Source organism: Rhodoferax sp. GW822-FHT02D07 (genome assembly GCF_058802405.1).
The window spans coordinates 457222-483352 of record NZ_JBXAOD010000002.1; the positions used below are offsets into that span (position 1 = coordinate 457222).

Genomic DNA, 26131 nt, shown 5'->3' on the forward strand with positions numbered 1-26131 from the left:
GTTTTCACATTGGCTGGCTTGGCACGTGCAAAGGGCGTCCAGTCGGACGCCCCCTCGTTGGCTTGGCTTGCTACTCGAAGCAATTATTCTACATAAGAATTATTCGCATTTACAGTTCGTAACAGTAGTTTTTTTGGAGTTTTCACATCAACGCTGCATCTCTGCTGCCCCAGCCTCCACAGTTGGCTTGGGCAAGGCAATCTGCGCCAGCCCGCGCTCCAGGGATGACGCACTGGGGTTCTCCACGAATACGCAGCGTTTGCCGGTGCGCTTGCAAAAATCTTTTACGCGCCAATAAGCGTTATGGCTGATGCAGCCGGTCTGGCAAATCACCAAGTCGGCAGCCGCCAGGTTGGCATCCAGCACCGAGGCGTTGTCCTCCACCCCACCATCGTGGTGTGCGAACTTGCCACCAACCCGCTCCACCACATCGCGGTAGTTGGCAATGTTGCCGCTGCGTCCACCCACGCATAGCACCACCTTTTGGTGCAGTTGCATGACCACTGGCGCAACATCCATCGCGCCCTCGCCCTCCGCCATCACAACAGGACGCTCGGTGCCAGCGCGCTCTGCAGCCGCACGTTCGGCAACGGCCAGGCGGCGACGCAGATCGGCATTCTGGGCTTCCAGTTCCTGCTGGCGCTGGCCCATCTGGTCCACGCGCTTTTGCAGACGCTGGCGTTCTTCCAGCTGCGGAATGGAGGCCTGCAAGGATTCAATGTCCTGCGCCATGAAGGCGATACGGCTGTCCTTGGCAATCGCATCCGCGCGCGCTTGCACCAGCTCGCCCTGTAGGCGTTCGATGTCGGCCGTCTTCTGCGCCATCACACGCGTGATGCGCTCCTGCACCTTGCCCAACTCGCGCCCCAGTACCGCGTTCTCTTCGGCCAGCGCATTGAAGCGCGCAATCTCCAGCCGCACGCCGGCGCCAGCCTGGTGCTGGAACATGTGCAGGTCCTTGCACATGGCTTCCTGCAAAGGGGCATCGCAACGTGGGTGCGACAGGGCGGCCCAGAAGGCACCCGCTACATCGCCTGCTTTGAGGTACTTGATCCACAACTCGGCCACGGCCAACGCACTCTTGGCCCCGCGGAAGGTCTGGATCTCCCGCACATAGCGCGTGTCCAGCTCGGCTTGCATGAGCTCGGAAAGCTTGCAGCGGCGCGCTGCCTCGGACACGGCGCCGGCGTGCACTTCGTAGTCATTGGCTACGGCGCTGCCGCCCAGCGCCTTATTCACCAGACGACGCAAGGTGTCGATAGGCAGGCTGACGCCTACCAGGGGGCAATGGCAGTGCGGCGCTAGGTCCCACAACCGGCGACGGCGTGAGCCGGTGGCGGCAGGTACAGCATGTTCACGATGGCACTGAATCTCGGGAGCGGGTGAATTTCCAGGCATGGTCTGGCCTCCAAATGCTATCTTTTCAATAGCTGCTTGCGCAGTATCCGTAGGGGCTATGGGCACTTTTTATCCTCAAACCAAAATGTCATCCTGGCCAGTGGCCAGGGTTTGCTGGGCTTCCAGGCGGGTACGCCAGGCCAACGCAGGCTTGGCGCGACTGCGGCGTTGCGGCTTGCCCTCGGTGGCCGTCACTTCAGGTTCGCAACACGCGCACCAGGCGCGATAGCGGCTGCCGCCTGCGTGGCGGGGGCTTCCGTCCTTGGCATCAACCAGCGCCTGCACCGAAGAACTCATTGCACCGCCTCAGGGCTGGCATGCCAGAGACTGCGCTCGGTCGAAGGCAGTTGCGCAAGCGCAGCGCCCTGCCCCTGGTTCTGCCACCGCTGGCGCAAGGCCCACAGCAGGTTCTTGAAGCCGGGCGACAGCATGGGGTCTTAGGCCAGCGCGGTCAGGTTGGAAACGATCTTGCCAGCCATGGCATCGCGATGCGCGCCGCAACAGGCCTGCACATGGCCAGTCATGAGCGCCATCGTGCCGGCCAGCAAGGCCTCAGCACAAGGCATGGTGTACTCCTCGTTGGGGTGGACTAGCGGGCTGCTTTGCATGAACTCTCCTTGGACTGATCCGTGCACTGACTTCATTTCGAATGACTTCAGTATATGCGAATCATTCTCATTTGCAATTTTTTTATGGTTCCTATTTGGGGGTTATTGATTCGTTCGAATCGAAGCACGTGGGGATAATCGTTCCGTTCATTCATACAAATACACGGAGTTCCCCATGAAAGGCGACGCACAAGTCATTGGCCACCTACAGGCCCAACTCAAGAACGAACTCACCGCGATCAACCAGTACTTTCTGCACTACCGCATGTACAAGCACTGGGGCCTGGAGAAGCTGGCCAAGAAGGAGTACTCCGAGTCGATCGGCGAGATGAAGCACGCTGACATGCTGATGGACCGCATCTTCATGCTCGACGGTCTGCCCAACCTGCAAGACATGGCCAAGATCCTCGTGGGTGAAAACGTGCCCGAAGCGCTGGAATGCGACCTCAAGGCCGAAGTGGGTGCCCAGGCCACCATCAAGGCTGGCATCGCCCACTGCGAGTCCGTGCGCGACTACGTCTCGCGCGACCTGCTGCAAAAAATCCTGGATGACACCGAAGAGCACATTGACTTCCTGGAGACCCAGATCGACCTGATCGACAAAGTAGGTCTGCAAAACTACCTGCAGAGTCAGATGGGTGAAATCTCCTGAGCGATCAGGCAGCGCCAATATCTGCGCCAAGTCAACTTGGCGCTTTTTTTGCCCATTAAATGCGAACGATTTGCATTAAGATGTTGAGTGACGCGCCTTTTCTCTTTTCACTCTTCGCCCAACGAAAGACATCCATGCAAAAACGCCAATTTCTCCAGTCCACCCTGGCCGCAGCCATGGCCCTCAGCGGCTTCGCGGCGCACGCCCAGGCGGTGGATGCCAAGGCTGTGGTGCTGAACTACGCCAACCTCGTGCACGCCAACTACAGCGATGTGCTGGCCACGGCACAGACACTGCAAAAGGCGATCACCGCCTTTACCGCAGCACCGTCCGCCCAAGGCCTGGAAGATACGAAGAAGGCTTGGCTGGCCGCACGCGAGTTCTATGGCCAAACCGAAGTCTTCCGCTTCTACAGCGGCCCCATCGACGACGACAAGGGCCCCGAAGGCCGCCTCAACGCCTGGCCACTGGACGAGTCCTATATCGACAGCGTGGTGGGCAAGCCCAATGCCGGCATCGTCAACAACCTCAAGGTCAAGATCAACAAGGCCAATCTGGCCAAGCTCAACGAGCGCGGTGGCGAAGAAAACATCGCTGCTGGCTGGCACGCGATCGAATTCCTGCTGTGGGGCCAGGACCTGAGCGAAACCCTGCCCGGCCAGCGACCGTTTGAAGACTATGTGGATGGCAAGGCGCCCAACGCCGACCGCCGCCGCGCCTACCTGATCACCGTGACCGAGCTGCTGATCGACGACCTCAGCTTCCTGGTCAAGGCCTGGACGCCCTCTGCCAAAAACTACCGCGCCAAGTTCGAGCAAGGCGGCATCCAGTCCGTGCGCAAGATCATCGTGGGCATGGGCTCGCTCTCGCGCGGTGAACTGGCCGGCGAGCGCCTGGAAGTGGCGATGAACACCCAGGACAAGGAAGATGAGCACTCCTGCTTTTCCGACAACACGCACCGCGATGTGGTCGCCAATGCCCAGGGCATCGAAAACGTCTGGCTGGGCAGCTACAAGCGCCTGGACGGCAGCACGCTGCAAGGCGCATCCCTCAAGGACCTGGTGGCCGCCAAGAACGCCGCACTGTCCGACAAGGTGAGCAAGCAGATCGCCCAGAGCGTGGCCGCAGCCAACGCCATCCAGGCCCCGTTTGACCGCGAAATCGTGGGCGACAAGAACGCTCCCGGCCGCATCCGCGTGCAGAAGACGATCGACAGCCTGGTGCAGCAATCCAAGGACATCACCGAAGCGGCGGCCGCTTTGGGCATCACCAAGCTGGCCCAGGCCAAGTGATGCTGCGCCCCCGTCAAAAAATCGGCCTGATGCTGACGGCGGCGGGAGCATTGGCAGCCTTGCTGTGGCCCCTGTGGGGCCACAGCAGCTCGGACCTGACCGGCGCGGTACAGGGCGAGCTCACTGCGGGCGAGGCCACGGCCTTCGCCACTGGCCGCAATGCCTTCTCCATGCCCCTGCCCACGCTCAGCGACGACGAGCAAGCCCGCTTCGCCGTAGGCAATTCCTTCTTCCGCCGCAACTGGGTGGAAGCCCCCGCCTCCACCACGGCCCGCGATGGTCTGGGCCCGCACTTTATTGCCCGCTCTTGCGGTGGCTGCCATGTGCAGGACGGCCGCGGTGCCCCGCCCGATTTCCGCAAGGGCCTGAGCGAGCCACCCGTGGCCCTGCTCATGCGCCTTTCCATCCCCGGCGTCGGCGCCCACGGCGGTGTGGTGCCCGACCCGGTCTATGGCGACCAGCTCAACAACGCAGCCATCCAGGGCGTGACGCCCGAAGGCCAAGTGCGCATCCGCTATGAGACCCTGCGCGGCAGCTTCGCCGATGGCACCCGCTACACCCTGCGCAAGCCGGTCTACAGCCTGACCCAGCTGGCCTACGGCCCGCTCGCTCCCGGCATCATGATGAGCCCGCGCATTGCACCCCAGATGGCCGGCGTGGGCCTGCTCGAAGCGATTCCCGAATCCGAGATCCTGGCCAATGCCGCCGTGCAGTCAGCCAACGCCGGCCCCATCAAGGGCCAGCCTAACCATGTCTGGGACGACTTTGCCCAGGCCATGCGCGTAGGCCGCTTTGGCTGGAAGGCCAACCAGGCCAGCTTGGCCAGCCAGACGGCCGGCGCCTTCCTCGGCGACATCGGCATCACCTCCACCCAGCACCCCGACGAAGCCTGCACCCCCACGCAGAAAGACTGCCTGGCCGCCCCCCGCGGTGCGCAGGGCAAGGCGCCCGAGATCGACGACCGCACACTGTCTGACGTGATCTTCTACCAGGCCACACTGGCACCGGCAGCGCGGCGCAATGTGGGCGACGCCCAAGTGTTGCGTGGCCAAGCCCTGTTCGCCCAGGCCCAGTGCAGCGCCTGCCACCGCCCCAGCTACACCACGGGCGAAGCGCCCTTCCCCCGTCTGTCCAGCACCAAGGTGCAGGGCCTGAAGATCTGGCCCTACACCGACCTGCTGCTGCATGACATGGGCCCGGACCTGGCCGATGGCCGCCCAGACTTTGCCGCCAATGGCCGGCAGTGGAAGACCCCGCCGCTGTGGGGCGTGGGCCTGATCCACGACGTCAACGGCCACCGCCGGCTGCTGCATGACGGGCGGGCCAACGGCGTGCTCGAAGCCATCCTCTGGCATGGCGGCGAAGCGCAGGGCGCCAAACAGCACGTGCTGCAACTGAATGCCCGCGACCGCCAGGCACTGGTGGCCTTTGTGGAGTCCCTGTGAAACGACGCGCCCTTCTCGCCTGCATGCCGTTTGGCACGCTAGCCCTCGTGGATATTGCGCAAGCAGCTCCTAAAAAAGTAGCATCTGCACCGACGTTTGACAGCTTTGCCGGCACCTCCGCCAGCACCGGCCCCTTTCTCTCGGCGCGGCAGCGGGTGCTGGCGCTGCTACAGGATCACTACATTCTGGTGGCTGAGGCGCTACAGCAAAGTGCCACAGCCTTGCGCGCTTCGCTCGCCAATCCGCTGGCGAACTGGCAAGCCCAGCAGCCGCTGTGGGTGCAGACCATGTTGCACTGGGAGCGTCTGGCCGCCGTGGCGGTTGGCCCGCTGCTCGAACGCCGCGCCGCGCGCTCCATTGACTTCTGGCCCACGCGCCCGGCGCAGATCCAGCGCCAACTCGATGCCAATGCGGCCACACCCCTGACGCCGGAGCAGATCGAATCCGTGGGCAGCGCCGCCCGCGGCCTGCCTGCGCTGGAATGGATGTTCTGGCGCCTGCCGGCCACACCGGCCCACCAGCACTACGCCCGCCTGCTCGCGCAGCAGGTGCTGAACGAATGCACGGTCCTGCTAGACGGTTACCGTGCTATGGCCGCAGCCCCGCGCAGCGAGGAAGAAGCCAGCACCCTCTATGGCGAGTGGTATGGCCAGGCCGTGGGCGGGCTGGACCAGTTGCGCATCAAGAAAATGGTGCCCGATACGCGGGGCAAGGAAGTCTCCCTGTGGGTACGCGGCGTCAGCGGGCAAACCACCGCCGCCTGGCAGGCCCAGCTCCAGGGCGCACAGGCTTTTCTGGTCGGATCAGCCGCCGCGCAGGCCGCCCGCCCTGACTGGCCGGTGGCCGGCAGCCTGCAAGGCCTGCTGCTGGGCAACGACACGCCCCAGCCCAGCCGCCAACTGCAGCGCCTGACTTTGGCCACCCTGCGCAGCGGCGCACGCGCGCGGCCCGACAACGCGGCATCGCTCAATACAGCGCGGCAGGCGCTGGGCCAGCTCTCGCAATTCCTGGGCGGACTGGCCGACACCGTGCTGCACATCAGCATGGGCTTTACCGACGCCGACGGTGACTGAATCCCGCATCACGCGACGCAGCCTGCTGGCCCAGGCCGCCCTGCTGGGCCTGGGCGCTGGGGTTTTGGACAGCCATGCCGCACCAGTCGCCCAGCCCCGTGTGCTGACTGCCTGGATGCGCGGGGAACAATCCTGGGCCGGCGTGTGGACACCGGGCCAGGCGCCGCGCGGCATCGCCCTGCCCGCACGTGCGCACCAGCTACTGCTGGTCCCCGGCAGCAAGGTGGCTCCGCAACAGGCGCTGGTGTTGGCGCGCCGCCCCGGCGAATATTTGATGCGCATGGATGTACAACGCGGCAAAGCGCTGCAATGGCACACCATGGAAGAAGACCGCTATCTGGGTGGCCACGCCGCACTGTCCGCGAGCGGCAAGACCTTCTTCACCACCGAAACCGATGGCGGGACCGGCCAGGGCCTGATCGCCGAACGCGATCTGCAGAGCCTGGAAAAGCTGCGCGAATTCGCCAGTGGTGGCATCGGCCCACACGCCTTGTTGCTGGAACCCGGAGGCACGCTGCTGGTCGCCAATGGCGGCATTCTGAACCTACCCGAGACCGGCCGGCGGAAGCTCAACATTGGCCGCATGGACTCCAATCTGGCAAGGATCGATACCGCCACAGGGGCGGTGCTGGCGCAGTTTCGCCTGGAAGACAGCTACCTCAGCCTGCGCCACCTAGCCTTGGCCCCCGATGGCACCCTGGGCATCGCCCTACAGGCGGAACACCCCCAAATGCCGGAACGCCAGCGCGCACCTGCGCTGGCCATCTTGCAAGGCGATCAGCTGCGCACGGTGGACTGGGCCGCAGGCCAAGTGCCAACTGATTGGGATGGCTATGCCGGCGACATTTGCTGGAGTGGCCAGCGCTTCTGTGCCAGCGCCCCACACGCGGGCTGGCTGGCCTCCTGGTCCACCCAAGGCGACGCCCAGCAGACCCAGGCCTTGCCCGGTGCTGGCGCCCTGGCCGCAGCGGGCGAGCGCTGGCTGGTGGGGGGCGAGACCGACGCCCTGCTCTACGGCAACCCAGCCGCCCCGCCGCAGCGCTTCCGCCTACCACGGGGCTGGGACAACCACGCCAGCCTGCTATCGTTTGCATAGCTGCTTGCGCAATTTTTGCGAGGGCTAGAGCCTTATTTTCCCATCAACGCAAGGGCAGTGGTGGAGGCGGAGAAGGTGGTTTCTGGACAGGAAACAGCTTGTACTCCTGCAAGGTCTCCCGCCGTATCTGCTCCAGCACGCCCTCTGCCTTCATGCGCTTGAGGGTCGCGTCGATATGGGGCACCAGCGCTGCGTGCTTGCGCTGCAGGTAGAAATACAGCGGAATCGGCTCGCCCAGATTGAATAGCCGTGTCAGCGGTGGCAGGCCGGGCAGTTCCGGGCTACTCGCATCGGACAGCACGGCCATATCAATGCCGCAATGCAAGTCATTGCGACCCAGTTGCAACAGGTTCAGGGCATTGATGGTGGTGGTGACGTCCGATATCCGTTGCGCTGGAATCCACGGTTGCAGCATGCGCTCGCACTCCACCACTCCCCGCGGAAAATTCACCGTGAGCCCGGACTCGGCAAGTTGCTCCACGCGCTGCAGGCCAGGCCGTGGCTGCAACGACCAGATCGCAAACGTGATCTGCATGATGGGCTCTTCCACCCGCACCAAGCCAGGCTGGCTGTCCCCAAAGGCCAGAGGACGCCCCACATCCCCGTCAATGCGCTCGGAACTCAGCTCCACAGCCAGCCGGGCTGACGGAATCAGCTTCAGTTCCACCGTGCTTCCCATGCGCCGGAACAGCTCCTGGTAGGTACGCCGCAAAAGATGCCCCGCATAGCTGCCATCCGGGCGTGATGTTCCCAGCACGAGCGCCGTGCTCGCCGGGGATTGGGCGTGAACCGGGCAAACCAGCGCACAGGCGCCCAGCAGCAGCGCCATGCCCAGCCAGCCACCGATTCCGCAGCTCCATGGTTGGGGGGCGGTCTGGGGCATTTTGTTCTCAACGACTGTGCGCAGTATCGCCTTTTGGTTGCACGGGTTTTACCCACTTGGAAAAAAACGACATATTTCTTTACCAGAGAATACAAATAAGAGGAGTTCTCATTTAGAATCAAACTCAGCAAAATTAGTTGGAATTAACTCGCCATGATTGTTTGCGTATGCCGCCGCGTGTCTGAGAAAGACATCACCCAGCACGCCCTGGAAGGTAAAGGGTTTGACGACATCCAGTTCGAACTGGGTGTAGCCATGCAATGCGGCAGTTGCGAAGAGTGCGCGCGCGAGGTCATCGACCAATGCCACGCCCAGTCCGCCATGGCACGCCAGGGATGGACCCCCATCACCGTATCCCTGACCCGTTAAGCACCCTGCTTTTTTTGTGCGCGAACAAGAACGCTTCTTGTTCACTATTTAACCCTGACCGCAGCAAGCCACATCAGATTCCGCCTGGGCGGAGCCATGACATAGCCAGCCAGCAACAACCCAAGCCTCCGCTATGCCACAACGCTCCCCCGCCTCCCCCCAAGTCCCGTTGGCCGCCCCCCTGCTCCCCCTGCTCCCCCTGGGCGCCATGCTGCTCGCCGGCTCCTTCAGCGCACAGGCCCAACAGGCCAACGACGCCGAAGTGAAGACCCTCAAACCCGTCACCATCACTGAAAAAGCCGAAGAAGCCGAAGGCAAGGACTCCGTCCGCGCCACCAGCACACGCATTGGCAAAGGGAATCAGGAACTTCGTGATATCCCCCAATCCATCACCGTAGTCACTGAAAAGCTGATTGACGACCGCAATCTGGACACCCTGAAGGAAGTTCTGCACAACACCGCTGGTGTGACTTTCTTGGCTGCAGAAGGTGGCGAAGAAGACATCCGACTACGCGGTTTTTCTTTGGCCCAGACTGGCGACATCTTCGTCGACGGTATGCGTGACCCGGCCTTCTACGATCGTGATACGTTCAACAGCGACCGTATAGAGCTGTTGCGTGGCTCCGCGTCCATGTTGTTTGGCCGTGGCTCCACCGGTGGTGCTGTCAATCAGACGAGCAAGCAAGCGCGTGCCATTGACGACAACGAAGTCAGCACAACCCTGGGTAGCTACAACTACCGTCGCGTAACGGGTGATTTCAACATCAAGACAGGTGAAGACGCAGGCCTGCGCATCAATGCCATGGCCACCAAGGCTGATAATAATGGCGGAGGCACCAAAATCGACAAACGCGGCTTGGCCGCAAACTACCGTTTTGGTATCGGTACAGCCGACGAGTTCTCGCTGTCGGCTTACACACTGAAGAACGACAACGGCATCAACTACGGTGTTCGCTGGATCAAACCGACCTCTACAGCAGCCACATCCACTAGTGGTCTGAACGAGGCCATTGCGCCGCAAAACTACTACGGCATGGCTAGCGATTACAACAAGGGTACTGCTGAGTATATTACCGCCAGTCACACCCATCGCTTCCAAGACGACAGTGAACTCAAAACCTCCGTACGACGTGGTTTGTACACCCGCGACCAACGCGCCACGCTTTGGAACTACGCGACAGGAACTGGCATCAACAACTTCTCTGACTCGACGGTTCTTACTCGAGCCGCGCAGAACAAGATCCAGAATCTGGATAGCGTGTATCTCCAAAGTGACTACGCCAAGAAGTTCTCGGCATTGGGTGTGAAGCATGAAGTTTTTGCCGGCGTGGATTTCGGCCAGGAGAACAAGAATGTGTTTTCTGCAGTAGGTGGCCCCACCCGGCCATCAACGACCGTTGGAAATCCGAACGATGGCGCTTGGATCGATGAAGGCGCACGCGCTGTCAGGCGCTCTAGCGGGTTCCAAGCAGACAATCTGGGACTCTATGGCATGGACTTGGTTCAGGTGGCAGAACATTGGAAGGTTTTGGGTGGTCTACGCTTTGACCGCATGCGCGGTACGTACGCCACATATAACACCAGTAGCGGGCGTATGACGAACGCCTTCGATCAACTGATTGCCAACTGGAGCCAACGCGTGGGCGCGTTGTACCAGCCCAGTGAACTAAGTTCCTTCCACTTCTCTTGGGGCACTTCGTTTAACACCTCCGGCGACACATACTCGTATACGGCAACCAGCAGTCAAGTCGCTCCTGAACAGAGCCGCAACGTGGAGTTCGGTGCCAAACTGGACTCTGCGGACAAGCGCTATACGACCCGCTTTGCGATCTTCCAATCGACCAAGTTCAACGAACGAAACACGGATCCCGACAATGCCAACGCAGTCCCCGTGCTGTCTGGCAAGCGTCACTCCACAGGCCTTGAAGTCGATGCATCCGGAATGCTGACCTCAAAATGGGAAATCTATGGCTCCTACATGTGGATGCCTGATGCCATGATTGACGACGCAGCGCCCTGCCCAGCTACCGGAACTTGCACACAAAATGCTGCGGGTGACCGAGTTGGCGAGCGTCCGTCCCTGACACCCATTCACAGTGGCACCGTGTGGACGACCTACCAGTTCTCTCCCGAACTGCGTTTGGGCACCGGTATCAACTTCCGTGGCGAACAAACACCCAACCGCAACCCCGGTTTCTATGCCCCTGGCTACGCGACCCTGGATTTGATGGGGGAGTACAAGTTCAACGAAAAGGCAATTCTGAAGGTCAATGTCACCAATGCATTGAACAAGCTCTATGCCGATGGCCTCTACACCGCCTTCTACACGCCCGGCCCTGGCCGCAACATCCAAGCAACCCTGAACGTCAAGTTCTAACCCCAGCCCGCCACCATGCTCCTCCAACTCCCCCACTTCCTGACCCCCGAAGAGGTGTCCCACGCACAGACCTTGCTGGCTGATGCACCGTGGACGGACGGGCGCAAGGGCACGGGGGAGCTGGCGCGGCAGGTGAAGAACAACGAACAGTTGGACCATGATTGCGACGCAGCGCGCGCCATCCGCGCGATCGTGCTGCGGGCGCTGGATCGCAACACCACCCTCTTCTCGGCGGCCTTGCCCAAGAAGGTGTTTCCGCCGCGCCTGAACCGCTACGGTGGTGACAGCAATTTCTATGGCGACCATATTGATGGCGCCGTGCGCTACATGCCCGGCACTGGTGAGCGCCTGCGTACCGACGTGTCCTGCACCGTCTTTCTCGCCAACCCGGAAGACTATGACGGCGGGGAACTCTGCATTGCCGACACCTATGGCGAGCAGAGCGTCAAGCTGCCCGCAGGCCATGCTGTGCTCTACCCGGGTACCAGCCTGCACCAGGTCAAACCCGTCACGCGCGGCTACCGCGTCGCCTGCTTCTTCTGGGTCGAAAGTCTGGTGCGCAGCGACGAGCAGCGACGCATGCTGTACGAACTGGACATGAACCTGCTGGCACTGCGCCAGCAGCATGGTGACAACGCCCACACCACCGCCCTGACCGGGGTGTACCACAACATGTTGCGCATGTGGGCCGACACCTGATTCAGTATGCTGATTTGCCTTGTTCAAGAACTATGTCAAGCCCTGCCCTATCCCGCCCCAGCCCCCTGCCGACCATGAACCGAAACACCACCATTGTGATCAGCGTGATTGCATTCCACGTGGCCGTTCTCTGGGCCATGCAAATGGGGCTCTTGCGTCGCGTGGTTGAAGCCGTGGTTCCTGCGGAAATACTGGTCGAAATCATGGCGCCACCGGCCCCACCTAAACCGGAGCCCAAACCTCAACCACAGCCAAAGGTGCAAATCAAAACACCAACGCCCCAGCCGACGCCGCCAGCTCCAACACCGGTAGCAGCCCCCCAACCTGCGCCCACGCCTCTGGCTTTGGCGCCCTCTGCAGTAGCACCGCCACCGACCTCGGCAGCCCCTACCGCGAGCACACAAAACAGCGAAACCTCAACATCGACAAAAAACACAAGTGAGAAAGTCGCGAGTTCCACTCCGGCCACCAAGGTGGTAGATCGTTCTTGCCTTGAAGCCAACTACGTATACAACCCCAAACCGCCCTACCCGAAGCTGAGCAACAAACTGCGGGAAACCGGCACGGTGACATTGCGGGTTTCCGTTGGGGTCGATGGCCTACCTCAAAAGATCGATTTGCAACAAAGCAGTGGATTTGACCGTTTGGATACTGCTGCGCTTGAGGGCGTGAGAAGTTGGCGCTTTACCCCATGCCATATCGACGGAAAGCCGACTCCAAGCGCCTTCCTTATCCCCTTACCCTTTACTTTGAACTGAAACAATTTTCTGGAGCATCAAATGGAATCGCAACTCGGACTCATCACCCTCTGGACCCAAGGCGATTGGGTCACCAAAGCTGTGGCAATCTTGCTGCTGGGCATGTCCCTCGCCTCCTGGATCGTGATCCTCATCAAGGCCTTGGACATCTTCAAATACAAGTCCCTCGCACAACGCACCGAAACCTTCTGGCACAGCGAAGACTTCAGCGCCGGCATGAAGGCGCTGGGTGCCCAGGCCGGCAACCCCTTCGTCGAGCTGGCCCAGGCCGGCCAGGAAGCCACCGCCCACCACCGCAACACCCAAACCCAGCTGCACGACGCCCTGGACATCAGCGACTGGATCAGCCGCTCCCTGCGCAACAGCATTGACGACAGTACCGCCCGCTTCCAAAGCGGTCTGGCCATCCTGGCGTCTGTTGGCTCCACCGCTCCCTTTGTCGGCCTGTTCGGCACCGTCTGGGGCATCTACCACGCGCTGATGGGCATTGGTGCTGCGGGCTCCGCCACCATCGACAAGGTGGCCGGCCCCATCGGCGAAGCGCTGATCATGACCGCGCTGGGTCTGGCCGTGGCCATCCCCGCCGTGCTGGGCTACAACGCCCTGGTGCGCGGCAACAAGTCCATCCTGACCAAGCTCAACCGCTTTGCGCATGACCTGCACGCCTACTTCGTGACCGGTGCCCGCGTGGGCAACCGTCAGGCAGACGGCAAGGTCGTTGCCATGAAGAAGGCTTAAGGAAATCCTATGGCATTCGGCATGCAAGACGGAGCCTCGGACGATTCCGAGGTGATGAACGAAATCAACATGACGCCCCTGGTGGACGTGATGCTGGTGCTGCTCATCATTTTCATCATCACCGTGCCGGTGATGAAGCACGCAGTGAACGTGGAGTTGCCCACGGCCACCGCCCAGCCGCAAAACACCAAGCCGGAAACCATCCAGCTCAGCGTGGATGCCCAAGGCGCCTACTTCCTGAACCAGAACCCTGTGGCCGCTGAAGCGCTGCCCGGCGTGCTGCAGGCAGAAGCAGCCAAGGAACCCCAGCCCGAGCTGCACATCCGCGGTGACAAGGCCGCGCGCTACGAGTTCGTGGCCCAGGCCATGGGCGCCGCGCAAGTGGCGGGCCTGCGCAAAATTGGTTTCATCACTGAACCCAACAAACCCTGAGGAGCACCGTGATGCTGCTGACCCTGACAACCCGCTTCGCCTGCTCCGCAGAGCGCTGCTTTGACGAGGTACAGACACCACGACTGCTCATGCACATTGCCAAGCCCATGGTGTATTTCACGCCCATCAATCCGCCCCATCTGCCACAGCGCTGGGAGGAGCGTGACTACCAGGTCGCCATGCACCTGCTGGGATTCTTCCCGCTAGGCCGGCAAATGGTGCGTATCTCGGGCCAGGACCACTCGGCACGGGACGGCCGCTTCTCCGTGGAGCTGCGCGACAACGGCTCGGGAACGATGATGTCCCGCTGGGACCATCGCATCTTCATCCGTAGCGCGGAACACGGTTGCGACTACACCGACCAGGTCGACATCCGTGCCGGCCTGCTCACGCCCTTTGTGTGGCTGTTTGCGCTGGGCTTTTATGCACACCGCCAACGCCGCTGGCGGCAACTGGTGCAAAGGAACTTCTCCTATGCCTAGTTCGCAAGCTCTTGGCAACCAGGGATCCCCGCCGCCTCCACCGAGCCCCACCCCGCGGGCACCCGTGTTGGCGGCAGAGCAGGAAGTTCTGCAATCCAGCACCCTGTTGGGCCCGCGCCAGGCCATCGAGATCGAGCACAACGGGCAGCGCTACCGACTGCAAAGCACCAAGTCTGGCAAGCTCATTCTTACCAAATAGACATAAAAATAGCCACCAGCCCACATCAACAGAGCGCTGGCAGCTATTATTTTGAGAGCAAATTACAGGCCGATGGCGGCAATCCCGGCCTTGGCAATCTGTGCGTCTTCGCTGGATTTGACGCCGCTCACACCGACGGCACCGAGACATTGGCCATCTTTGATGATCGGTACGCCACCTTCGAGCATGCCCTGCAGATCCGGCGCGCTCAGGAAGGACACGCGACCGCCATTGATCATGTCCTCATACAGCTTGCTCTCGCGGCGGCCCAGGGCGGCCGTGCGTGCCTTGGCGGGCGCGATATGGGCGGAGATGGGCGCAGCACCATCCAGACGCTGGTAGGACAGCAGATGACCGCCATCGTCCACGATGGCGATGCTCACCGCCCAGTTGTTTTTGAGGGCTTCGGCCTCTGCGGCAGCGGCAATGGCTTTCACATCGGCGAATTCAAGTACGGATTTGGTCTTCATAAGGGGCCTTGCAGTTCAAAAAAAAGGAGGGAAACAGGGAATAAGGACAAACCCCAAGCATACCGTTTGCCGGTGCCGCATTGGGCGCCCGTTGCGCAGAACAGCCCTGCCCAAAACCCGGCCAATCGCAGGGCAAAACGCAGTGCGACGCTTGTTTTTCCCTAGAATGACCACACCTGCACTCCATGCAGAGAGAAGGAGCATGACTATGAACGACAACGTAACCACCATGGGCCACGCGCTGGGCTATGGCGCATCTGCCGCACAGCGAAACAAAGTGCTGCGCAACACCTACTGGCTGCTCTCACTGAGCCTGATTCCCACTGTGCTGGGCGCTTGGGTTGGTGTGGCTACCGGTATCACCCAATCCTTTGGTGTGATCGGATCACTGCTGTCTCTTGCTATTCTCATCGGCTTCATCTTCGCCATCGAGAAAACCAAGAACTCCGCTGCCGGCGTGCCCGTGCTGCTGGGCTTCACCTTCGTCATGGGCCTCGTGCTATCGCGCCTGATCGGCCATGTGCTGGGCTACAGCAACGGTGCCCAACTGGTGTTTACCGCCTTTGCCGGCACCGCGGGCGTGTTCCTGGCCATGGCCAGCCTCGCCACCGTCATCAAGCGTGACCTGTCCGGCATGGGCAAGTGGCTGTTTGTGGGTGTCATCGTGCTGTTTGTGGGCGGCCTCATCAACATGTTCGTCGGCTCCACCGCCGGCATGATGGCCTTGTCCATGGCTTCCATCGGCATCTTCAGCGCCTACATGCTGTATGACGTCAAGCAAATCATCGACGGCGGCGAAACCAACTACATCAGCGCCACCCTGGCCCTGTACCTGGACATCGTGAACGTGTTCCAGAGCCTGCTGGCCCTGCTGGGCATCTTTGGCGGAGAACGCGACTAAGCGCCCCCCAACCCCACGCGAAAAAGGCCCTTCGGGGCCTTTTTTATTGCCTGGGTCTCAATTGGGCGCAGAATGGGCCGATAGATGACCTAGACCACGTGTTGTATCCATGACTCTGCGCCCCCTCATCTACATCGCCTTCCCACTGCTATTGGCTGGCTGCGACATGCAGCAGATTCAAGCTTTGCTGGCGGACCCGCGCGTAGCCCAGCGCGAGGCCGATGCCAAGGCTATTGGCAGCGCCTGCCGTCACGGGCTGCGCAGCATTGAGGACTGCTACGCCCTCAACGAAAAAGCCTCCAAATCCGCCGTGTTTGCCGGCTGGAAGGAAATGGACCAGTACATGCGGGACAACAAGATCGAGGGCATCGCCCCCACGGGCATCAAGCCCCCGGCGCCCGCCCCCACCGAGGAAATGATCACCGAGGGTAAAGAGGCGGACTCCAAGGACGGCAAGTCCAAAACCAAGACCGCCAAGGCTGGCGGCGACAAGTCCAGCGCGCACTGAGCGCGCCAGCTACGCCGGGGCGCCGTCAGTGGCCCCGCGTGTTTTCAATCCTGCAGTTCAAACACCGCAATGCTCTCCACGTGCGCCGTGTGGGGAAACATGTTGACCACGCCCCCCTTGGTGCAGCGGTAGCCCGCTTCCTGCACCAACACACCCGCATCGCGGGCCAGCGTGGCGGGGTTGCAGCTCACGTAGACGATGCGCTTGGGTGGTGTCCAGCCCTTGCGCAGCTCGGGCTGCTGGTGCAGGGCCGCGAGGGCCTGCACCAGGGAAAACGCGCCTTCGCGCGGTGGGTCCACCAACCATTTGTCAGCAGCACCGTCACCAATCAATAGCTCGGGCGTCATCTCGAAGAGGTTACGCGCTACAAACTTGGTAGCTGCCAGCGCAGGTTTGACGGGGGCCAGAGCCGTACTTTGCTCTGAACTGGCCGCCATGTTGAGCTTCAGGTTTTCGCGCGAGCGCGCCACCAGCGCCTCGGCACCTTCCACGCCCAGCACCTCGCGCGCCTGCGTGGCCAGGGGCAGCGTGAAGTTGCCGAGGCCACAGAACCAGTCGATCACGCGCTCCGTCTTCTGCACCGCCAGCAGGCCCAGCGCGCGCGACACCAGCACGCGGTTGATGTGCGGGTTCACCTGGGTGAAATCGGTGGGCCGGAAGGGCATGGTGATGCCAAAGTCGGGCAGTTGGTAGGACAGTTGGCCCGTGGTGTGGCCCGGCAGCTCGTCCAAGCGGTGGATGGTGTCCGGCCCCTTGGGCTGCAGCCACCATTGCAGGCCGGGGTTGGCCGCCGCGAATTGGCGCAGGCGGGCCAGATCGCCTTCGGACAATGGCTCCAGATGGCGCAGCACCATGGCGATGACTTCGCCCGCCCCACCATTGGCACCCGCCGTGGGCGCCATGTCGCCCATGGCCAGCTCGATCTGGGCCAAGGTCTCCACCGCGTCCATGGACTCGATGAGGCGGCGCAAGGGCACCAGCATCGCGCTCACGTGGGGCGCCAGCACATGGCATTCCTTCATGTCGGCCACATAGCGGCTCTTGCGCTCATGGAAGCCGATCAGCACCTGGCCCTTCTTGCGTACATGGCGCACGGACAGGCGGGCGCGATAGCGGTAACCCCAAGCCGGGCCCTCGATGGGGCGCAGCAGGTTGTCGGGCTTGACCTTGCCAATGTGCCAAAGGTTGTCCTCCAGCACGCGCTGTTTCACCGCCACCTGGGCGCTCACATGCAGATGCTGCATCTTGCAGCCGCCACAAGACCCTTCATGCAAGCCAAAGTGCGGACAGGCGGGGCGCACGCGCTGGGACGACTCGCGGTGAATGTCGGTCAGCGTGCCCTTCTCGAAGCTGCTTTTGCTGCGGTGGATTTGGGCGCTCACCACCTCAAAAGGCAGCGCACCGTCAATGAACACGACTTTGCCATCGGGCCGATGGGCTACGCCCTGGGCCTCCAGGTCCAGGGATTTGACGCGCAACCAGCCCTCAGGCAGTGCAGGTTCGGCAGAAACGGGGGGCGTGGATACCGGGTCGGTATCGGGAGGGGAAATCGCATCACTCATCCCCCGATTGTCTCAGGTCAGGGACGGGCAACTATTCGCCGGGCAGCCCCAAAGAATCTGGGGCCACAAACTCACATCAGGAATTCACGCTTGATGCCGCGCCGTGCCAGGTAGCGCTTGAGCTTGAACAGCGCCTCGTTCTGCACCTGGCGCACGCGCTCCCGCGTCAGCCCAAGCCGGCTGCTCAGCACATCCAGCGTCTCGGGTTCGCGGTCGTGCAGGCCAAAGCGCCCTTCCAGAATCTCGCGCTCGCGTGCCGAGAGGGTGGATATCCACTCCTCCAGCAGCGCATCCACCTCATTCGCATGGGCCTGGGCCTGGGGGTCAATCGCCAGCTCATCGACCAGGCTGTCGCCCAGCGAATGTTCTTCACCACCAATATCGAGCGACGCATCCAGCGAACGTGGCGCCTCAGCCATGGCCAGCAGGTCGGCCACATCGGGTGCCTCCCGGCCTAGTAGCGCGGCAATGTCCTCCACCCGGATGCCATCCGGACGCCGCACCATCAGCGCAGCATCGTTTTCCAGCGCGCGGCGCGCGCGCAGCACCTGCTGCACCTCGCGCACCACATTCACCGGCAGGCGCACCGCCCGCCCCTGGTACATCAGCGCCCGGTCCACGGACTGGCGAATCCACCAGGTAGCGTAGGTGGAAAAACGGAAACCCCGCTCCGGCTCGAACTTGTCGATGGCGTGCATGAGGCCCAGATTGCCCTCCTCGATCAGGTCGGACATGGGCACGCCCCGGCCGTGGTAGCCCTTGGCAATGCTCACCACCAAGCGCAGGTTGTGCTCAATCATGCTTTGGCGGGCCGCAAAGTCCCCCGCGCGGGCCCGGGTGGCTACCGCAAACTCTTCTTCCGGGGTGAACAGGGTGGTGCGGCGCACGCCGCGCAGGTAGAGCGCCAGGGCGTCAGCGGCTTCTTCGCCGGCAACCGACATTGCAGCCTCGGCAGCCGCGTGGTCGGGGCTCAGGTTTGCTATGGTTTCAGGAGCTTCCCGCGCAATTCCCATGCGCTCCACAGGCAAATCGATGCCCCACTCTCCCCCCGCGCGATTCGGACGGGCGGGTGCGTCATCCGGTGTTGGGGGGGGAGGCTTTTTCATGGCATGGCTACCTGGCGGGAAGGTACTTGACCGGGTCGACCGGCTTGCCTTGGCGGCGTACCTCGAAGTGCAGCTTCACGCGGTCGGCGTCGCTATTGCCCATCTCGGCAATCTTCTGGCCCTTCTTCACCGTCTGGTCTTCCTTGACCAGCAGGGTCTGGTTGTGGGCGTAGGCCGTGAGGTAGGTGTTGTTGTGCTTGAGGATGATGAGGTTGCCATAGCCGCGCAGACCTGCACCGGCATAGACCACCTTGCCCTCGCCCGCGGCCAGCACCGGATCACCCGCAGCGCCGCCAATGTCCACGCCCTTGTTCTTCACTTCGTCAAAGCCTGCCAGCACCGGGCCATGGCCGGGCCAGATCCAGGCGATTTCGTCTTCACCGGCGGCCGCTGCTGCAGGCGCGGGCGTAGCGGCCGGTGCCGGAGCGCTGGCAGCCGAAGCCGCCGCGGGTGCAGACGCCGCCTTAGCGGGGGCTGAGGACGATGCGGAAGACGAGGCCGCACCTGCCGCCGGCAAGGCAGTGGTGGTGGCCGATGCACTGGACACCGGCTTGGCAACGGCGACGGTATCGGCAACAGGCGGCACCACGCGCAGCACCTGGCCGACTTCGATCTTGTCCGGGTTCTCCAGCGCATTCCAGCGCGCGATGTCCTTGTGGCTCTGGCCCGTTTCCAGGCCGATACGCATCAGCGTGTCACCAGGCTTGACGGTGTAGTAGCCCGCCTTACCGGCGTTTTCGAAGCCGGGCGGCTGCTTCACGGCCTGTGTACGCGGGTCTGTCACAGCGGCCGCGGGCTTGCTGGCGGAGGAGCCGCGGTCTTCCACCGGGGCACGGTTGAGCGTTTGGGAGCTGCAGGCAGACAAAACCACCACAGCCACACAGGCCCCAACCAACGCAAGACGACGCACACCATTCATAAATTTCTTTCCCTTTAGGCAACGCCTGATTTTAGGGGGACAAAATGCACTGCTTCCAACAGGGTCTGGCGCACGCCTTGGGCGGTCTTGTCCAGCACAAGCAAAGCCTGGGTACCTCCCCTGGTTACCACTGGGGCCACCAGACGTCCGCCTACGGCCAGTTGGTCCACCCAGGCCTGGGGAACCGCCTCGCCGCCCGCAGCCGCAATGATGCCCGCATAGGGCGCCCCCTTGGCATAACCCGCCATGCCATCCCCGAACAGCAAATGCACATTGGGCAGGCGCAGATGGCGCAGGTTCTCGCGCGCCTTGTCGTGCAGGCCGCGCAGGCGCTCAATGCTGTACACCTCATCAGCCACCACGCTGAGCACTGCCGCTTGGTAGCCACAACCGGTGCCGATTTCCAGCACCCGCCCCATCCGGCCGCTGGTGCCGTTGCGCAGCAGTTCGATCATGCGGGACACCACACCGGGCTTGGAGATCGTCTGGCCCAGCCCAATGGGCAGGCTGGTGTCCTCATAGGCCTGGTTCACCAGGGCACTGTCTACAAAGCGGTGGCGCTCGATACTGCCCATGGCCGCCAGCACCAGCGCATCGCTCACACCCTGCCCCGCCAGCTTCTGCACCATGCGCTGGCGCACCGCCTGCGAGTCCATGCCCACGCCCTGGGGCACAGGCACAGCGGGCGAAACCGTCCTGGACCGCGCAGCCGGTTGGCTGACCGTGGAAGCACCCGCCTTCCCCACTGCTTTGGGCGTGGGAGCCGCCGGCACCACCACCGCACCATGCGGGTTGGGACGTGTCTTGGCCAGCGTGCTGTCCAGTCGCGCGGGAAAGGAGGGGCGTTGCTTCATGCGGCCACCGGCGTTGCGTGCGGAGCCAGCAGCGCAGCGGTCTGCGCCCAGTAGCCCAGATTGTCGTGGTCGGTCAGATCCACCTGCAGCGGCGTCATGGACACATGGCCCTGCGCGGTTGCGTGGAAGTCGGTGCCCTCGGCATCGTCCTTCACCGGGCCGGCTGCGCCTATCCAGTACATGGTTTCGCCACGCGGGCTTTGCTGCTGGATGACCTTTTCGGCCGCATGGCGCCGGCCCAGGCGGCACAGCTTCACGTTGCCAATCTCGGCCAACGGACGGTTGGGGATGTTGACGTTGAGCAGCCAGGGCTGGGGCGTGATGAGCTGCTGCTGGTGCATGGACAGCACCAGTTCACGCGCCTTCTGCGCCGCGCTGGCAAGGTGTACCCAGTCTTTCTCGACCTGGGAGAAGGCAATGGCCGGAATGCCGAAGAGAAAACCTTCCATGGCCGCACCCACGGTGCCTGAATAAATCGTGTCGTCGCCCATATTGGCGCCGTTGTTGATGCCCGAAACCACCAGATCGGGCCGGTAGTCCAGCAGGCCGCTGAGCGCGATGTGGACACAGTCCGCCGGGGTACCGTTCACATAGCGAAAACCATTGGCCGCGCGGTGCACATACAGCGGGGAATGCAGGGTCAGCGCATTGGATTTGGCGCTGTTGTTTTGCTCCGGCGCGATCACCTCCACCTGGGCAATGTCCTTGAGGGCTTCATAGAGCGCCACGATGCCTGGGGCCTGGTAGCCGTCGTCGTTGGAAATCAGAATTTTCATAGCGGTACAGAGTGTGCTGGCATTGTAGGTGGGGGGTGTGAAACCTCGTCGCACGAGAGACATTTTTCGTCACCCTCGCCACCTATGATGCCCCTCTATTTCCTGGAGACACCCCATGCACGCTTGGCTTTGCGAAAACCCCACCGGCATCGATTCCCTGCAGTGGCAGGAACTGCCCACCCCGCAACCCAAGGCCGGTGAAGTGCTGCTGGAAATCAAGGCCGCCAGCCTGAACTTCCCCGACATTCTCATCGTCCAAAACAAGTACCAGATGAAGCCACCGCTGCCCTTTGTGCCCGGCTCGGAATACGCCGGTGTGGTGCAGGCTGTGGGCGAAGGCGTGACCCATCTGCAGGTCGGCCAACATGTTGCATGCCTCAGTGGCACCGGCGGCTTCGCTACACATACCATAGCACCTGCCGCACTGTGCATGACGCTTCCTGCCGGTTTTTCTTTTGTGGATGCGGCAGCCTTCATCATGATCTACGCCACCTCGCACCACGCACTGGTGGACCGGGCCCAGCTCAAGGCCGGTGAAACCGTGCTGGTGCTGGGCGCGGCGGGTGGCGTGGGTACCTCGGCCATCCAGATTGCCAAAGCCATGGGCGCACGCGTGATTGCCGCGGCCTCCACCCAGGAGAAATGCGACCTGTGCACCTCGATTGGTGCCGACGCCACCATCAACTATCAGCAGGAAAACCTGCGCGATGCGATCAAGGCCCTGACTGATGGAAAAGGCCCGGATGTGATCTACGACCCGGTCGGCGGGGACTTTGCCGAGCCCGCCTTCCGCTCCATCGCCTGGCGTGGCCGCTACTTGGTGGTCGGCTTCGCCTCCGGCCCTATTCCCGCCCTGCCCTTCAATCTCGCCCTGCTCAAGGGCGCCAGCATTGTGGGCGTGTTCTGGGGCGACTTCGCCAAGAAGGAACCCAAGGCCAACGCCGCCATGATGGGCACGTTGGCCCAGTGGTACGGTCAGGGCAAGATCAAGCCCGTGATCGACCGCACCATGCCCATGGCCGACCTCAAGGCCGCCTACGCCCACATGGGCTCACGCGGCGTAAAGGGCAAGCTGGTGATGGTGAACTGAGGCCGCGCACCAAAGTTCAGACGAAAAAAAGCCCGCTTGCAGCGGGCTTTTTCATATTTTGGGGTGGCTGATGGGGCTCGAACCCACGACAACAGGAATCACAATCCTGGACTCTACCAACTGAGCTACAGCCACCGTAGAAACATGATTATAACCTGATAAACCGGCTCTTATTGGACTTCAGGCGGAATAGAGCTAGTTGGCGCAGGAACCTTGATCTGCACCTTGAAACGCTCCTTCAGGGCCGCGTAGTAGGCCAGGCTCTCGGCGTTGGCCGTCCACTGGGCATACTGGTTGCGCTCCTGCTTGCTAACCGTATCCGCAACAGGGGTACGCGGCAGCACTTTGCTGACCTTCACGATGGCATAGCCTTGGCGTCCCAGGTCCACGCCCACCAGGGCGGGCAGTTGGGCCGGGTCAGCACGCAGTGCCGCATCCAGCAGGGCTCCCTGCACCGGCTGGTTGGGCTCGCGCGAAACTGTCACGGTTGCGGGGAAGCTGGCCGAAGCCGGAGCGGCCTTCCAGGCATCCAGCTTGGCCATGCCTTCTTTCTTGGCAAGTTCCTGGGCACGGCTGGCAACCAGTTGCTCACGCACTTGGGCGCGCACCTGGGCCAGGGGCAAGGCCGCTGCGGGGCTGTAAGACACGATACGGGCTGCGCTGAGCTGGTTGGGGGCGGTTTCCACGGCCTCGGTATTGCGCTTCTTCTCCAGCGAATCGGGGCTGAAGATCGCAGCCAACAGCTTGGGGCTGGCCAAGACACCCTTGGCATCGGCTGCAGGTTCGCGCTGCACGTTGGTGGCTTGCTTCACTTCCAACTTCAGTCGCTCGGCCACCGATTTGAGGCTGTCCGATTGCTCATACACACCGTTGGTAAAAGACTCTGCCACTTCAGCAAACTTGCGTTGGGCCAGTTGCGCACGGAGTTCCGTTTCCAGGCCCGCGCGGGCTTCTTCAAACTTGGGTTCCTTGGCAGCCTTGATATCCGTGAGCTTGATGATGTGGTAGCCGAAGTCGGACTCCACCAAATCGCTGATGTCGCCTTTCTTCAGGGCAAATGCAGCGTCCTCGAAAGGCTTGACCATGGCACCATGGCCAAAGAAATCCAAGTCACCGCCACGGGGCGCAGAACCGGGATCCTGGGAGTTCTTCTTGGCCAAGTCGGCAAAACCATTGGGGTTCTTGCGGGCCTGTTCCAGCAGGGCCTGGGCTTTTTCCTTGGCCTTCGCACGGTCAGCGGGCGCCATGTCCTTGGGCGCATTGATGAGGATGTGGCTGGCGCGGCGTTCTTCCTTGGAAGTAAAGCGGCTGGCATTTTCCTTAAAGTAGGTCTTGAGGTCGTCCTCATTGACGGTCACCGTCTTCTTCACCGCATCCAGGTCCAGAACCACATATTCCACAGTGGCCGATTCGGGCGACTGGAACTGGGCCAGATGGGTCTGGTAGTAGGCCTCGACATCAGCATCCGGAGGATTGACCTTGGCGCTAAAGTCGCCGGGACTGAAACGTGCGATCTGCACTTCACGACGTTCAAAGAAGGCATTCAGCGCCATGTCGGCCAAGGCGTTTGACGCAAAGGCGGTGGAGGTTACGCCGGTCTCGAGCAGACGCTCGCTGAGTTGCTTGCGGATGTTCAGGTCCAAGCCAGCAGGTGTCAGGCCCTGGCTGGCGGCCAGCGTGGCGTACTTCTGCACGTCCAGCGTTCCTCCGGGGGTGCGCAAGGGAGCGAAATCCGGGCTTTCCTGGAAGAGGCGGCGGAAACGCTCATCCGAGGTTTCCAGATGCAATTCCTTTACGCCTACGGCCAGCACACGCTCGCGCACCAAGCGCTCCAGTGTCGCGTAGCGGGCTTCCGGAGAGTCCAGCAGCTTGGCATCCAGGTTGGGCATGGAAGCGCGCAGACGATCGACCTCGTTCTTGTGCGCGAAGTCCCACTCTTCCTGGGTGATCTTGGCACTGCCGACCTGGGCCACAGTGGCACCGCGGCCGGCGAAGCCCTTGTAGCCATCGATGCCCACGAGCACAAAGGCTGCAATGACCAGCAAGAACAAAGGCGCCGCGATGAACTTGGTGTTGCGGCGGACAAATTCAAACATGCGCTAACTCTCCATGTAAACAACAAAAAAGGCGAACATGGTGTTCGCCTTTGCTGGGTGGTGGGTGGTGACGGGCTCGAACCGCCGACATTCTGCGTGTAAGGCAGACGCTCTACCAACTGAGCTAACCACCCGAACCGAAACCGGTGTTTAGTTCAGGGCATCTTTCAATGCTTTGCCTGGACGGAACTTGGGCACCTTGGCAGCCTTGATTTTAATCGCAGCGCCGGTACGGGGGTTACGACCGGTGCGGGCAGCACGTTTGCCCACGGCGAAAGTACCAAAACCCACGAGGGACACGGTACCGCCTTTTTTGAGGGTGGTCTTCACGGCACCGATGGTGGATTCCAGAGCGCGGGTTGCAGCGGCCTTGGAGATGTCGGCGTGTTTTGCAATGTGCTCGATCAGTTCAGTTTTGTTCACAAAGACCCCTTGTACGGAAGCAAATTAATGGAATGTCTCTTCAAATTTGGTATTGCCGCCTTGCCTTGATACGGCGTGCATGGCGCACGCAACGCAGACTCAAAACAATTCGGCGGTAGCAGTGAAAGCTGCTGCTTTGCATTAAAGCCACGGGCTAATTCCGTGTCAATATGCCCTGCAACAATGCGACAGCGCGGAGGCGAATTCTAGACGGATTTCTTTCCAAATCCGGACGGTCTGCCGAAGTTTTTTCGACAGCTTTCGCATACCCAAATGCAACAAAGTGTTGGCCCCATACGGTGCGCACCGCTTCGGGGCACATGGCTGACGGGGAGCTTACTTGGTCCGTGCGCGGATTTCAGGCAAGGCTTTTTGCAGGTAGTACACCATGGACCAGACCGTGAGCACGGCCGCAGCCCAGATCAGCCACACGCCCCACACGTGCGTATCAATCAGTCCGAACAGATTGCCGTTGTAGAGCAGAAAAGGGATCGCCACCATCTGCACCACGGTCTTGATCTTGCCGATCATGTGCACCGCCACACTGCGCGAGGCACCAATCTGCGCCATCCATTCGCGCAAGGCCGAGATCGCGATCTCGCGGCCAATAATGATCAGCGCCACGAATACATCCGCGCGCTGCAAATGCACCAGCACCAGCACGCAGGCGCAGACCAGGAACTTGTCGGCCACCGGGTCGAGGAAGGCGCCAAAGGACGAGGTCTGGTTGAGCTTGCGGGCCAGATAACCGTCCAGCCAGTCGGTCAGCGCAAACAGAATGAACATGACGGTCGCCACCAGGTTGCGCTCATGCGCCGTCGCCATGGACTCCGGCAGATAGAAGACGCCCAGGATGAGGGGGATCGCGAAAATTCGCGCCCAGGTCATGATGGTGGGGATGGTGGTAAACATGACGGAATTGTGG

Annotated in this window: 30 protein-coding genes and 2 tRNA genes; 16 read left to right on the plus strand and 16 right to left on the minus strand. The window is 61.9% G+C overall.

Features of this window, described 5'->3' with window-relative positions:
• Positions 1–147 precede the first annotated feature (147 nt).
• From AC1RNN_RS06765 to AC1RNN_RS06780, 4 genes are all read right to left on the minus strand, one after another.
• Positions 148–1398 (minus strand): DUF2325 domain-containing protein, encoded by a 1251-nt coding sequence (locus tag AC1RNN_RS06765; protein WP_493087551.1) that lies wholly within the window; start codon positions 1396–1398, stop codon positions 148–150.
• A 75-nt stretch (positions 1399–1473) separates the two neighbouring features.
• The gene (locus tag AC1RNN_RS06770) at positions 1474–1695 is read right to left on the minus strand and encodes a hypothetical protein (protein WP_493087550.1); all 222 of its coding nucleotides are present in this window, start codon (positions 1693–1695) and stop codon (positions 1474–1476) included.
• Positions 1692–1829 (minus strand): hypothetical protein, encoded by a 138-nt coding sequence (locus AC1RNN_RS06775; protein WP_493087548.1) that lies wholly within the window; start codon positions 1827–1829, stop codon positions 1692–1694. The genes AC1RNN_RS06770 and AC1RNN_RS06775 overlap by 4 nt, the downstream gene beginning before the upstream one ends.
• A 6-nt stretch (positions 1830–1835) precedes the next feature.
• On the minus strand, positions 1836–2006 hold the full coding sequence (locus AC1RNN_RS06780) for a hypothetical protein (protein WP_493087547.1): 171 nt from the start codon (positions 2004–2006) through the stop codon (positions 1836–1838).
• Between the two features lie 175 nt (positions 2007–2181).
• Here AC1RNN_RS06780 and bfr point away from each other — a divergent pair, with 175 nt between their 5' ends.
• From bfr to AC1RNN_RS06805, 5 genes are all read left to right on the plus strand, one after another.
• Positions 2182–2658 (plus strand): bacterioferritin, encoded by a 477-nt coding sequence (gene bfr / locus AC1RNN_RS06785; protein ID WP_493087546.1) that lies wholly within the window; start codon positions 2182–2184, stop codon positions 2656–2658.
• A gap of 134 nt (positions 2659–2792) precedes the next feature.
• Positions 2793–3950 (plus strand): imelysin family protein, encoded by a 1158-nt coding sequence (locus AC1RNN_RS06790; protein WP_493087545.1) that lies wholly within the window; start codon positions 2793–2795, stop codon positions 3948–3950.
• A complete protein-coding gene (locus AC1RNN_RS06795) occupies positions 3950–5395 on the plus strand; it encodes a di-heme oxidoreductase family protein (RefSeq protein ID WP_493087543.1) in 1446 nt (481 codons plus the stop codon). Before AC1RNN_RS06790 ends, AC1RNN_RS06795 begins: the two co-directional genes overlap by 1 nt.
• The gene (locus tag AC1RNN_RS06800) at positions 5392–6468 is read left to right on the plus strand and encodes an imelysin family protein (protein ID WP_493087542.1); all 1077 of its coding nucleotides are present in this window, start codon (positions 5392–5394) and stop codon (positions 6466–6468) included. The genes AC1RNN_RS06795 and AC1RNN_RS06800 overlap by 4 nt, the downstream gene beginning before the upstream one ends.
• A complete protein-coding gene (locus AC1RNN_RS06805) occupies positions 6461–7564 on the plus strand; it encodes a DUF1513 domain-containing protein (RefSeq protein ID WP_493087540.1) in 1104 nt (367 codons plus the stop codon). The genes AC1RNN_RS06800 and AC1RNN_RS06805 overlap by 8 nt, the downstream gene beginning before the upstream one ends.
• Positions 7565–7607: 43 nt before the next feature.
• Here AC1RNN_RS06805 and AC1RNN_RS06810 read toward each other — a convergent pair whose 3' ends face one another.
• Positions 7608–8447 carry a substrate-binding periplasmic protein gene (locus AC1RNN_RS06810; protein ID WP_493087538.1) on the minus strand — a complete coding sequence of 280 codons (840 nt, stop codon included), beginning with the start codon at positions 8445–8447 and terminating at the stop codon, positions 7608–7610.
• Positions 8448–8600: 153 nt separating this feature from the next.
• On the opposite strand from AC1RNN_RS06810, the gene AC1RNN_RS06815 reads away from it, so the two are divergent.
• The 8 genes from AC1RNN_RS06815 to hemP all read left to right on the plus strand — a co-directional run bounded on the left by AC1RNN_RS06815 (position 8601) and on the right by hemP (position 14501).
• Positions 8601–8816, plus strand: a complete 216-nt coding sequence (locus AC1RNN_RS06815) for a (2Fe-2S)-binding protein (RefSeq protein WP_493087536.1) — start codon at positions 8601–8603, stop codon at positions 8814–8816.
• Positions 8817–9024: 208 nt separating this feature from the next.
• Positions 9025–11193, plus strand: coding sequence for a TonB-dependent receptor (locus tag AC1RNN_RS06820; protein ID WP_493137351.1), 2169 nt, complete (start codon positions 9025–9027; stop codon positions 11191–11193).
• Between the two features lie 15 nt (positions 11194–11208).
• Positions 11209–11892 carry a Fe2+-dependent dioxygenase gene (locus AC1RNN_RS06825; RefSeq protein WP_493087533.1) on the plus strand — a complete coding sequence of 228 codons (684 nt, stop codon included), beginning with the start codon at positions 11209–11211 and terminating at the stop codon, positions 11890–11892.
• 74 nt (positions 11893–11966) lie between these two features.
• The gene (locus tag AC1RNN_RS06830) at positions 11967–12650 is read left to right on the plus strand and encodes an energy transducer TonB (RefSeq protein WP_493087532.1); all 684 of its coding nucleotides are present in this window, start codon (positions 11967–11969) and stop codon (positions 12648–12650) included.
• A 21-nt stretch (positions 12651–12671) separates the two neighbouring features.
• Entirely contained in the window at positions 12672–13388 is a 717-nt protein-coding gene (locus AC1RNN_RS06835; RefSeq protein ID WP_493087531.1) for a MotA/TolQ/ExbB proton channel family protein, read from the plus strand.
• A gap of 9 nt (positions 13389–13397) precedes the next feature.
• The gene (locus AC1RNN_RS06840; RefSeq protein ID WP_493087529.1) at positions 13398–13820 is read left to right on the plus strand and encodes an ExbD/TolR family protein; all 423 of its coding nucleotides are present in this window, start codon (positions 13398–13400) and stop codon (positions 13818–13820) included.
• A gap of 11 nt (positions 13821–13831) precedes the next feature.
• Complete coding sequence (locus AC1RNN_RS06845; protein WP_493087528.1) at positions 13832–14302, plus strand: hypothetical protein; 471 nt, start codon at positions 13832–13834, stop codon at positions 14300–14302.
• Between the two features lie 64 nt (positions 14303–14366).
• A complete protein-coding gene (hemP, locus tag AC1RNN_RS06850) occupies positions 14367–14501 on the plus strand; it encodes a hemin uptake protein HemP (RefSeq protein WP_493087526.1) in 135 nt (44 codons plus the stop codon).
• 62 nt (positions 14502–14563) lie between these two features.
• On the opposite strand, the gene AC1RNN_RS06855 is transcribed toward hemP, so the two are convergent.
• Positions 14564–14971 carry a GlcG/HbpS family heme-binding protein gene (locus AC1RNN_RS06855; protein WP_493087524.1) on the minus strand — a complete coding sequence of 136 codons (408 nt, stop codon included), beginning with the start codon at positions 14969–14971 and terminating at the stop codon, positions 14564–14566.
• Between the two features lie 208 nt (positions 14972–15179).
• On the opposite strand from AC1RNN_RS06855, the gene AC1RNN_RS06860 reads away from it, so the two are divergent.
• Positions 15180–15872 carry a Bax inhibitor-1/YccA family protein gene (locus tag AC1RNN_RS06860; protein ID WP_493087522.1) on the plus strand — a complete coding sequence of 231 codons (693 nt, stop codon included), beginning with the start codon at positions 15180–15182 and terminating at the stop codon, positions 15870–15872.
• 109 nt (positions 15873–15981) lie between these two features.
• Positions 15982–16380: a hypothetical protein gene (locus AC1RNN_RS06865; RefSeq protein ID WP_493087520.1), complete on the plus strand. Its 399-nt coding sequence runs from the start codon at positions 15982–15984 to the stop codon at positions 16378–16380.
• 44 nt (positions 16381–16424) lie between these two features.
• Here the strand turns inward: AC1RNN_RS06865 and rlmD are convergent, their stop codons facing one another.
• The 5 genes from rlmD to surE form a co-directional block, all read right to left on the minus strand.
• Positions 16425–17942 (minus strand): 23S rRNA (uracil(1939)-C(5))-methyltransferase RlmD, encoded by a 1518-nt coding sequence (gene rlmD / locus AC1RNN_RS06870; protein WP_493087518.1) that lies wholly within the window; start codon positions 17940–17942, stop codon positions 16425–16427.
• Between the two features lie 71 nt (positions 17943–18013).
• Positions 18014–19048 carry a sigma-70 family RNA polymerase sigma factor gene (locus AC1RNN_RS06875; protein WP_493087517.1) on the minus strand — a complete coding sequence of 345 codons (1035 nt, stop codon included), beginning with the start codon at positions 19046–19048 and terminating at the stop codon, positions 18014–18016.
• Between the two features lie 7 nt (positions 19049–19055).
• On the minus strand, positions 19056–19967 hold the full coding sequence (locus AC1RNN_RS06880; protein WP_493087516.1) for a peptidoglycan DD-metalloendopeptidase family protein: 912 nt from the start codon (positions 19965–19967) through the stop codon (positions 19056–19058).
• A 14-nt stretch (positions 19968–19981) separates the two neighbouring features.
• The gene (locus AC1RNN_RS06885) at positions 19982–20821 is read right to left on the minus strand and encodes a protein-L-isoaspartate(D-aspartate) O-methyltransferase (protein ID WP_493087515.1); all 840 of its coding nucleotides are present in this window, start codon (positions 20819–20821) and stop codon (positions 19982–19984) included.
• The gene (gene surE / locus AC1RNN_RS06890; protein ID WP_493087514.1) at positions 20818–21597 is read right to left on the minus strand and encodes a 5'/3'-nucleotidase SurE; all 780 of its coding nucleotides are present in this window, start codon (positions 21595–21597) and stop codon (positions 20818–20820) included. The genes AC1RNN_RS06885 and surE overlap by 4 nt, the downstream gene beginning before the upstream one ends.
• A 115-nt stretch (positions 21598–21712) precedes the next feature.
• Here surE and AC1RNN_RS06895 point away from each other — a divergent pair, with 115 nt between their 5' ends.
• Positions 21713–22687 carry an NADPH:quinone oxidoreductase family protein gene (locus AC1RNN_RS06895; RefSeq protein ID WP_493087513.1) on the plus strand — a complete coding sequence of 325 codons (975 nt, stop codon included), beginning with the start codon at positions 21713–21715 and terminating at the stop codon, positions 22685–22687.
• A 59-nt stretch (positions 22688–22746) separates the two neighbouring features.
• Here AC1RNN_RS06895 and AC1RNN_RS06900 read toward each other — a convergent pair.
• The 5 genes from AC1RNN_RS06900 to pgsA form a co-directional block, all read right to left on the minus strand.
• Positions 22747–22822, minus strand: a tRNA-His gene (locus AC1RNN_RS06900).
• A 35-nt stretch (positions 22823–22857) separates the two neighbouring features.
• A complete protein-coding gene (locus tag AC1RNN_RS06905) occupies positions 22858–24783 on the minus strand; it encodes a peptidylprolyl isomerase (RefSeq protein WP_493087512.1) in 1926 nt (641 codons plus the stop codon).
• 58 nt (positions 24784–24841) lie between these two features.
• A tRNA-Val gene (locus tag AC1RNN_RS06910) sits at positions 24842–24917 on the minus strand.
• A 16-nt stretch (positions 24918–24933) separates the two neighbouring features.
• A complete protein-coding gene (locus tag AC1RNN_RS06915) occupies positions 24934–25206 on the minus strand; it encodes an HU family DNA-binding protein (RefSeq protein ID WP_066709320.1) in 273 nt (90 codons plus the stop codon).
• A gap of 336 nt (positions 25207–25542) precedes the next feature.
• Positions 25543–26118 carry a CDP-diacylglycerol--glycerol-3-phosphate 3-phosphatidyltransferase gene (gene pgsA, locus AC1RNN_RS06920; protein WP_493087511.1) on the minus strand — a complete coding sequence of 192 codons (576 nt, stop codon included), beginning with the start codon at positions 26116–26118 and terminating at the stop codon, positions 25543–25545.
• Between the last annotated feature and the right edge of the window lie 13 nt (positions 26119–26131).

Coding starts and splice junctions, on each gene's coding strand:
- pgsA (WP_493087511.1), bottom strand. CDS start 26,118: ATGTTTACCACCATCCCCACCATCATGACCTGGGCGCGAATTTTCGCG.
- AC1RNN_RS06790 (WP_493087545.1), top strand. CDS start 2,793: ATGCAAAAACGCCAATTTCTCCAGTCCACCCTGGCCGCAGCCATGGCC.
- AC1RNN_RS06880 (WP_493087516.1), bottom strand. CDS start 19,967: ATGAATGGTGTGCGTCGTCTTGCGTTGGTTGGGGCCTGTGTGGCTGTG.
- AC1RNN_RS06875 (WP_493087517.1), bottom strand. CDS start 19,048: ATGAAAAAGCCTCCCCCCCCAACACCGGATGACGCACCCGCCCGTCCG.
- AC1RNN_RS06840 (WP_493087529.1), top strand. CDS start 13,398: ATGGCATTCGGCATGCAAGACGGAGCCTCGGACGATTCCGAGGTGATG.
- rlmD (WP_493087518.1), bottom strand. CDS start 17,942: ATGAGTGATGCGATTTCCCCTCCCGATACCGACCCGGTATCCACGCCC.
- AC1RNN_RS06775 (WP_493087548.1), bottom strand. CDS start 1,829: ATGCTGTCGCCCGGCTTCAAGAACCTGCTGTGGGCCTTGCGCCAGCGG.
- bfr (WP_493087546.1), top strand. CDS start 2,182: ATGAAAGGCGACGCACAAGTCATTGGCCACCTACAGGCCCAACTCAAG.
- AC1RNN_RS06780 (WP_493087547.1), bottom strand. CDS start 2,006: ATGCAAAGCAGCCCGCTAGTCCACCCCAACGAGGAGTACACCATGCCT.
- AC1RNN_RS06765 (WP_493087551.1), bottom strand. CDS start 1,398: ATGCCTGGAAATTCACCCGCTCCCGAGATTCAGTGCCATCGTGAACAT.
- AC1RNN_RS06845 (WP_493087528.1), top strand. CDS start 13,832: ATGCTGCTGACCCTGACAACCCGCTTCGCCTGCTCCGCAGAGCGCTGC.
- AC1RNN_RS06815 (WP_493087536.1), top strand. CDS start 8,601: ATGATTGTTTGCGTATGCCGCCGCGTGTCTGAGAAAGACATCACCCAG.
- AC1RNN_RS06855 (WP_493087524.1), bottom strand. CDS start 14,971: ATGAAGACCAAATCCGTACTTGAATTCGCCGATGTGAAAGCCATTGCC.
- AC1RNN_RS06795 (WP_493087543.1), top strand. CDS start 3,950: ATGCTGCGCCCCCGTCAAAAAATCGGCCTGATGCTGACGGCGGCGGGA.
- AC1RNN_RS06825 (WP_493087533.1), top strand. CDS start 11,209: ATGCTCCTCCAACTCCCCCACTTCCTGACCCCCGAAGAGGTGTCCCAC.
- AC1RNN_RS06905 (WP_493087512.1), bottom strand. CDS start 24,783: ATGTTTGAATTTGTCCGCCGCAACACCAAGTTCATCGCGGCGCCTTTG.
- AC1RNN_RS06865 (WP_493087520.1), top strand. CDS start 15,982: ATGACTCTGCGCCCCCTCATCTACATCGCCTTCCCACTGCTATTGGCT.
- AC1RNN_RS06770 (WP_493087550.1), bottom strand. CDS start 1,695: ATGAGTTCTTCGGTGCAGGCGCTGGTTGATGCCAAGGACGGAAGCCCC.
- AC1RNN_RS06820 (WP_493137351.1), top strand. CDS start 9,025: ATGCTGCTCGCCGGCTCCTTCAGCGCACAGGCCCAACAGGCCAACGAC.
- AC1RNN_RS06895 (WP_493087513.1), top strand. CDS start 21,713: ATGCACGCTTGGCTTTGCGAAAACCCCACCGGCATCGATTCCCTGCAG.
- AC1RNN_RS06830 (WP_493087532.1), top strand. CDS start 11,967: ATGAACCGAAACACCACCATTGTGATCAGCGTGATTGCATTCCACGTG.
- AC1RNN_RS06860 (WP_493087522.1), top strand. CDS start 15,180: ATGAACGACAACGTAACCACCATGGGCCACGCGCTGGGCTATGGCGCA.
- AC1RNN_RS06835 (WP_493087531.1), top strand. CDS start 12,672: ATGGAATCGCAACTCGGACTCATCACCCTCTGGACCCAAGGCGATTGG.
- surE (WP_493087514.1), bottom strand. CDS start 21,597: ATGAAAATTCTGATTTCCAACGACGACGGCTACCAGGCCCCAGGCATC.
- AC1RNN_RS06885 (WP_493087515.1), bottom strand. CDS start 20,821: ATGAAGCAACGCCCCTCCTTTCCCGCGCGACTGGACAGCACGCTGGCC.
- AC1RNN_RS06810 (WP_493087538.1), bottom strand. CDS start 8,447: ATGCCCCAGACCGCCCCCCAACCATGGAGCTGCGGAATCGGTGGCTGG.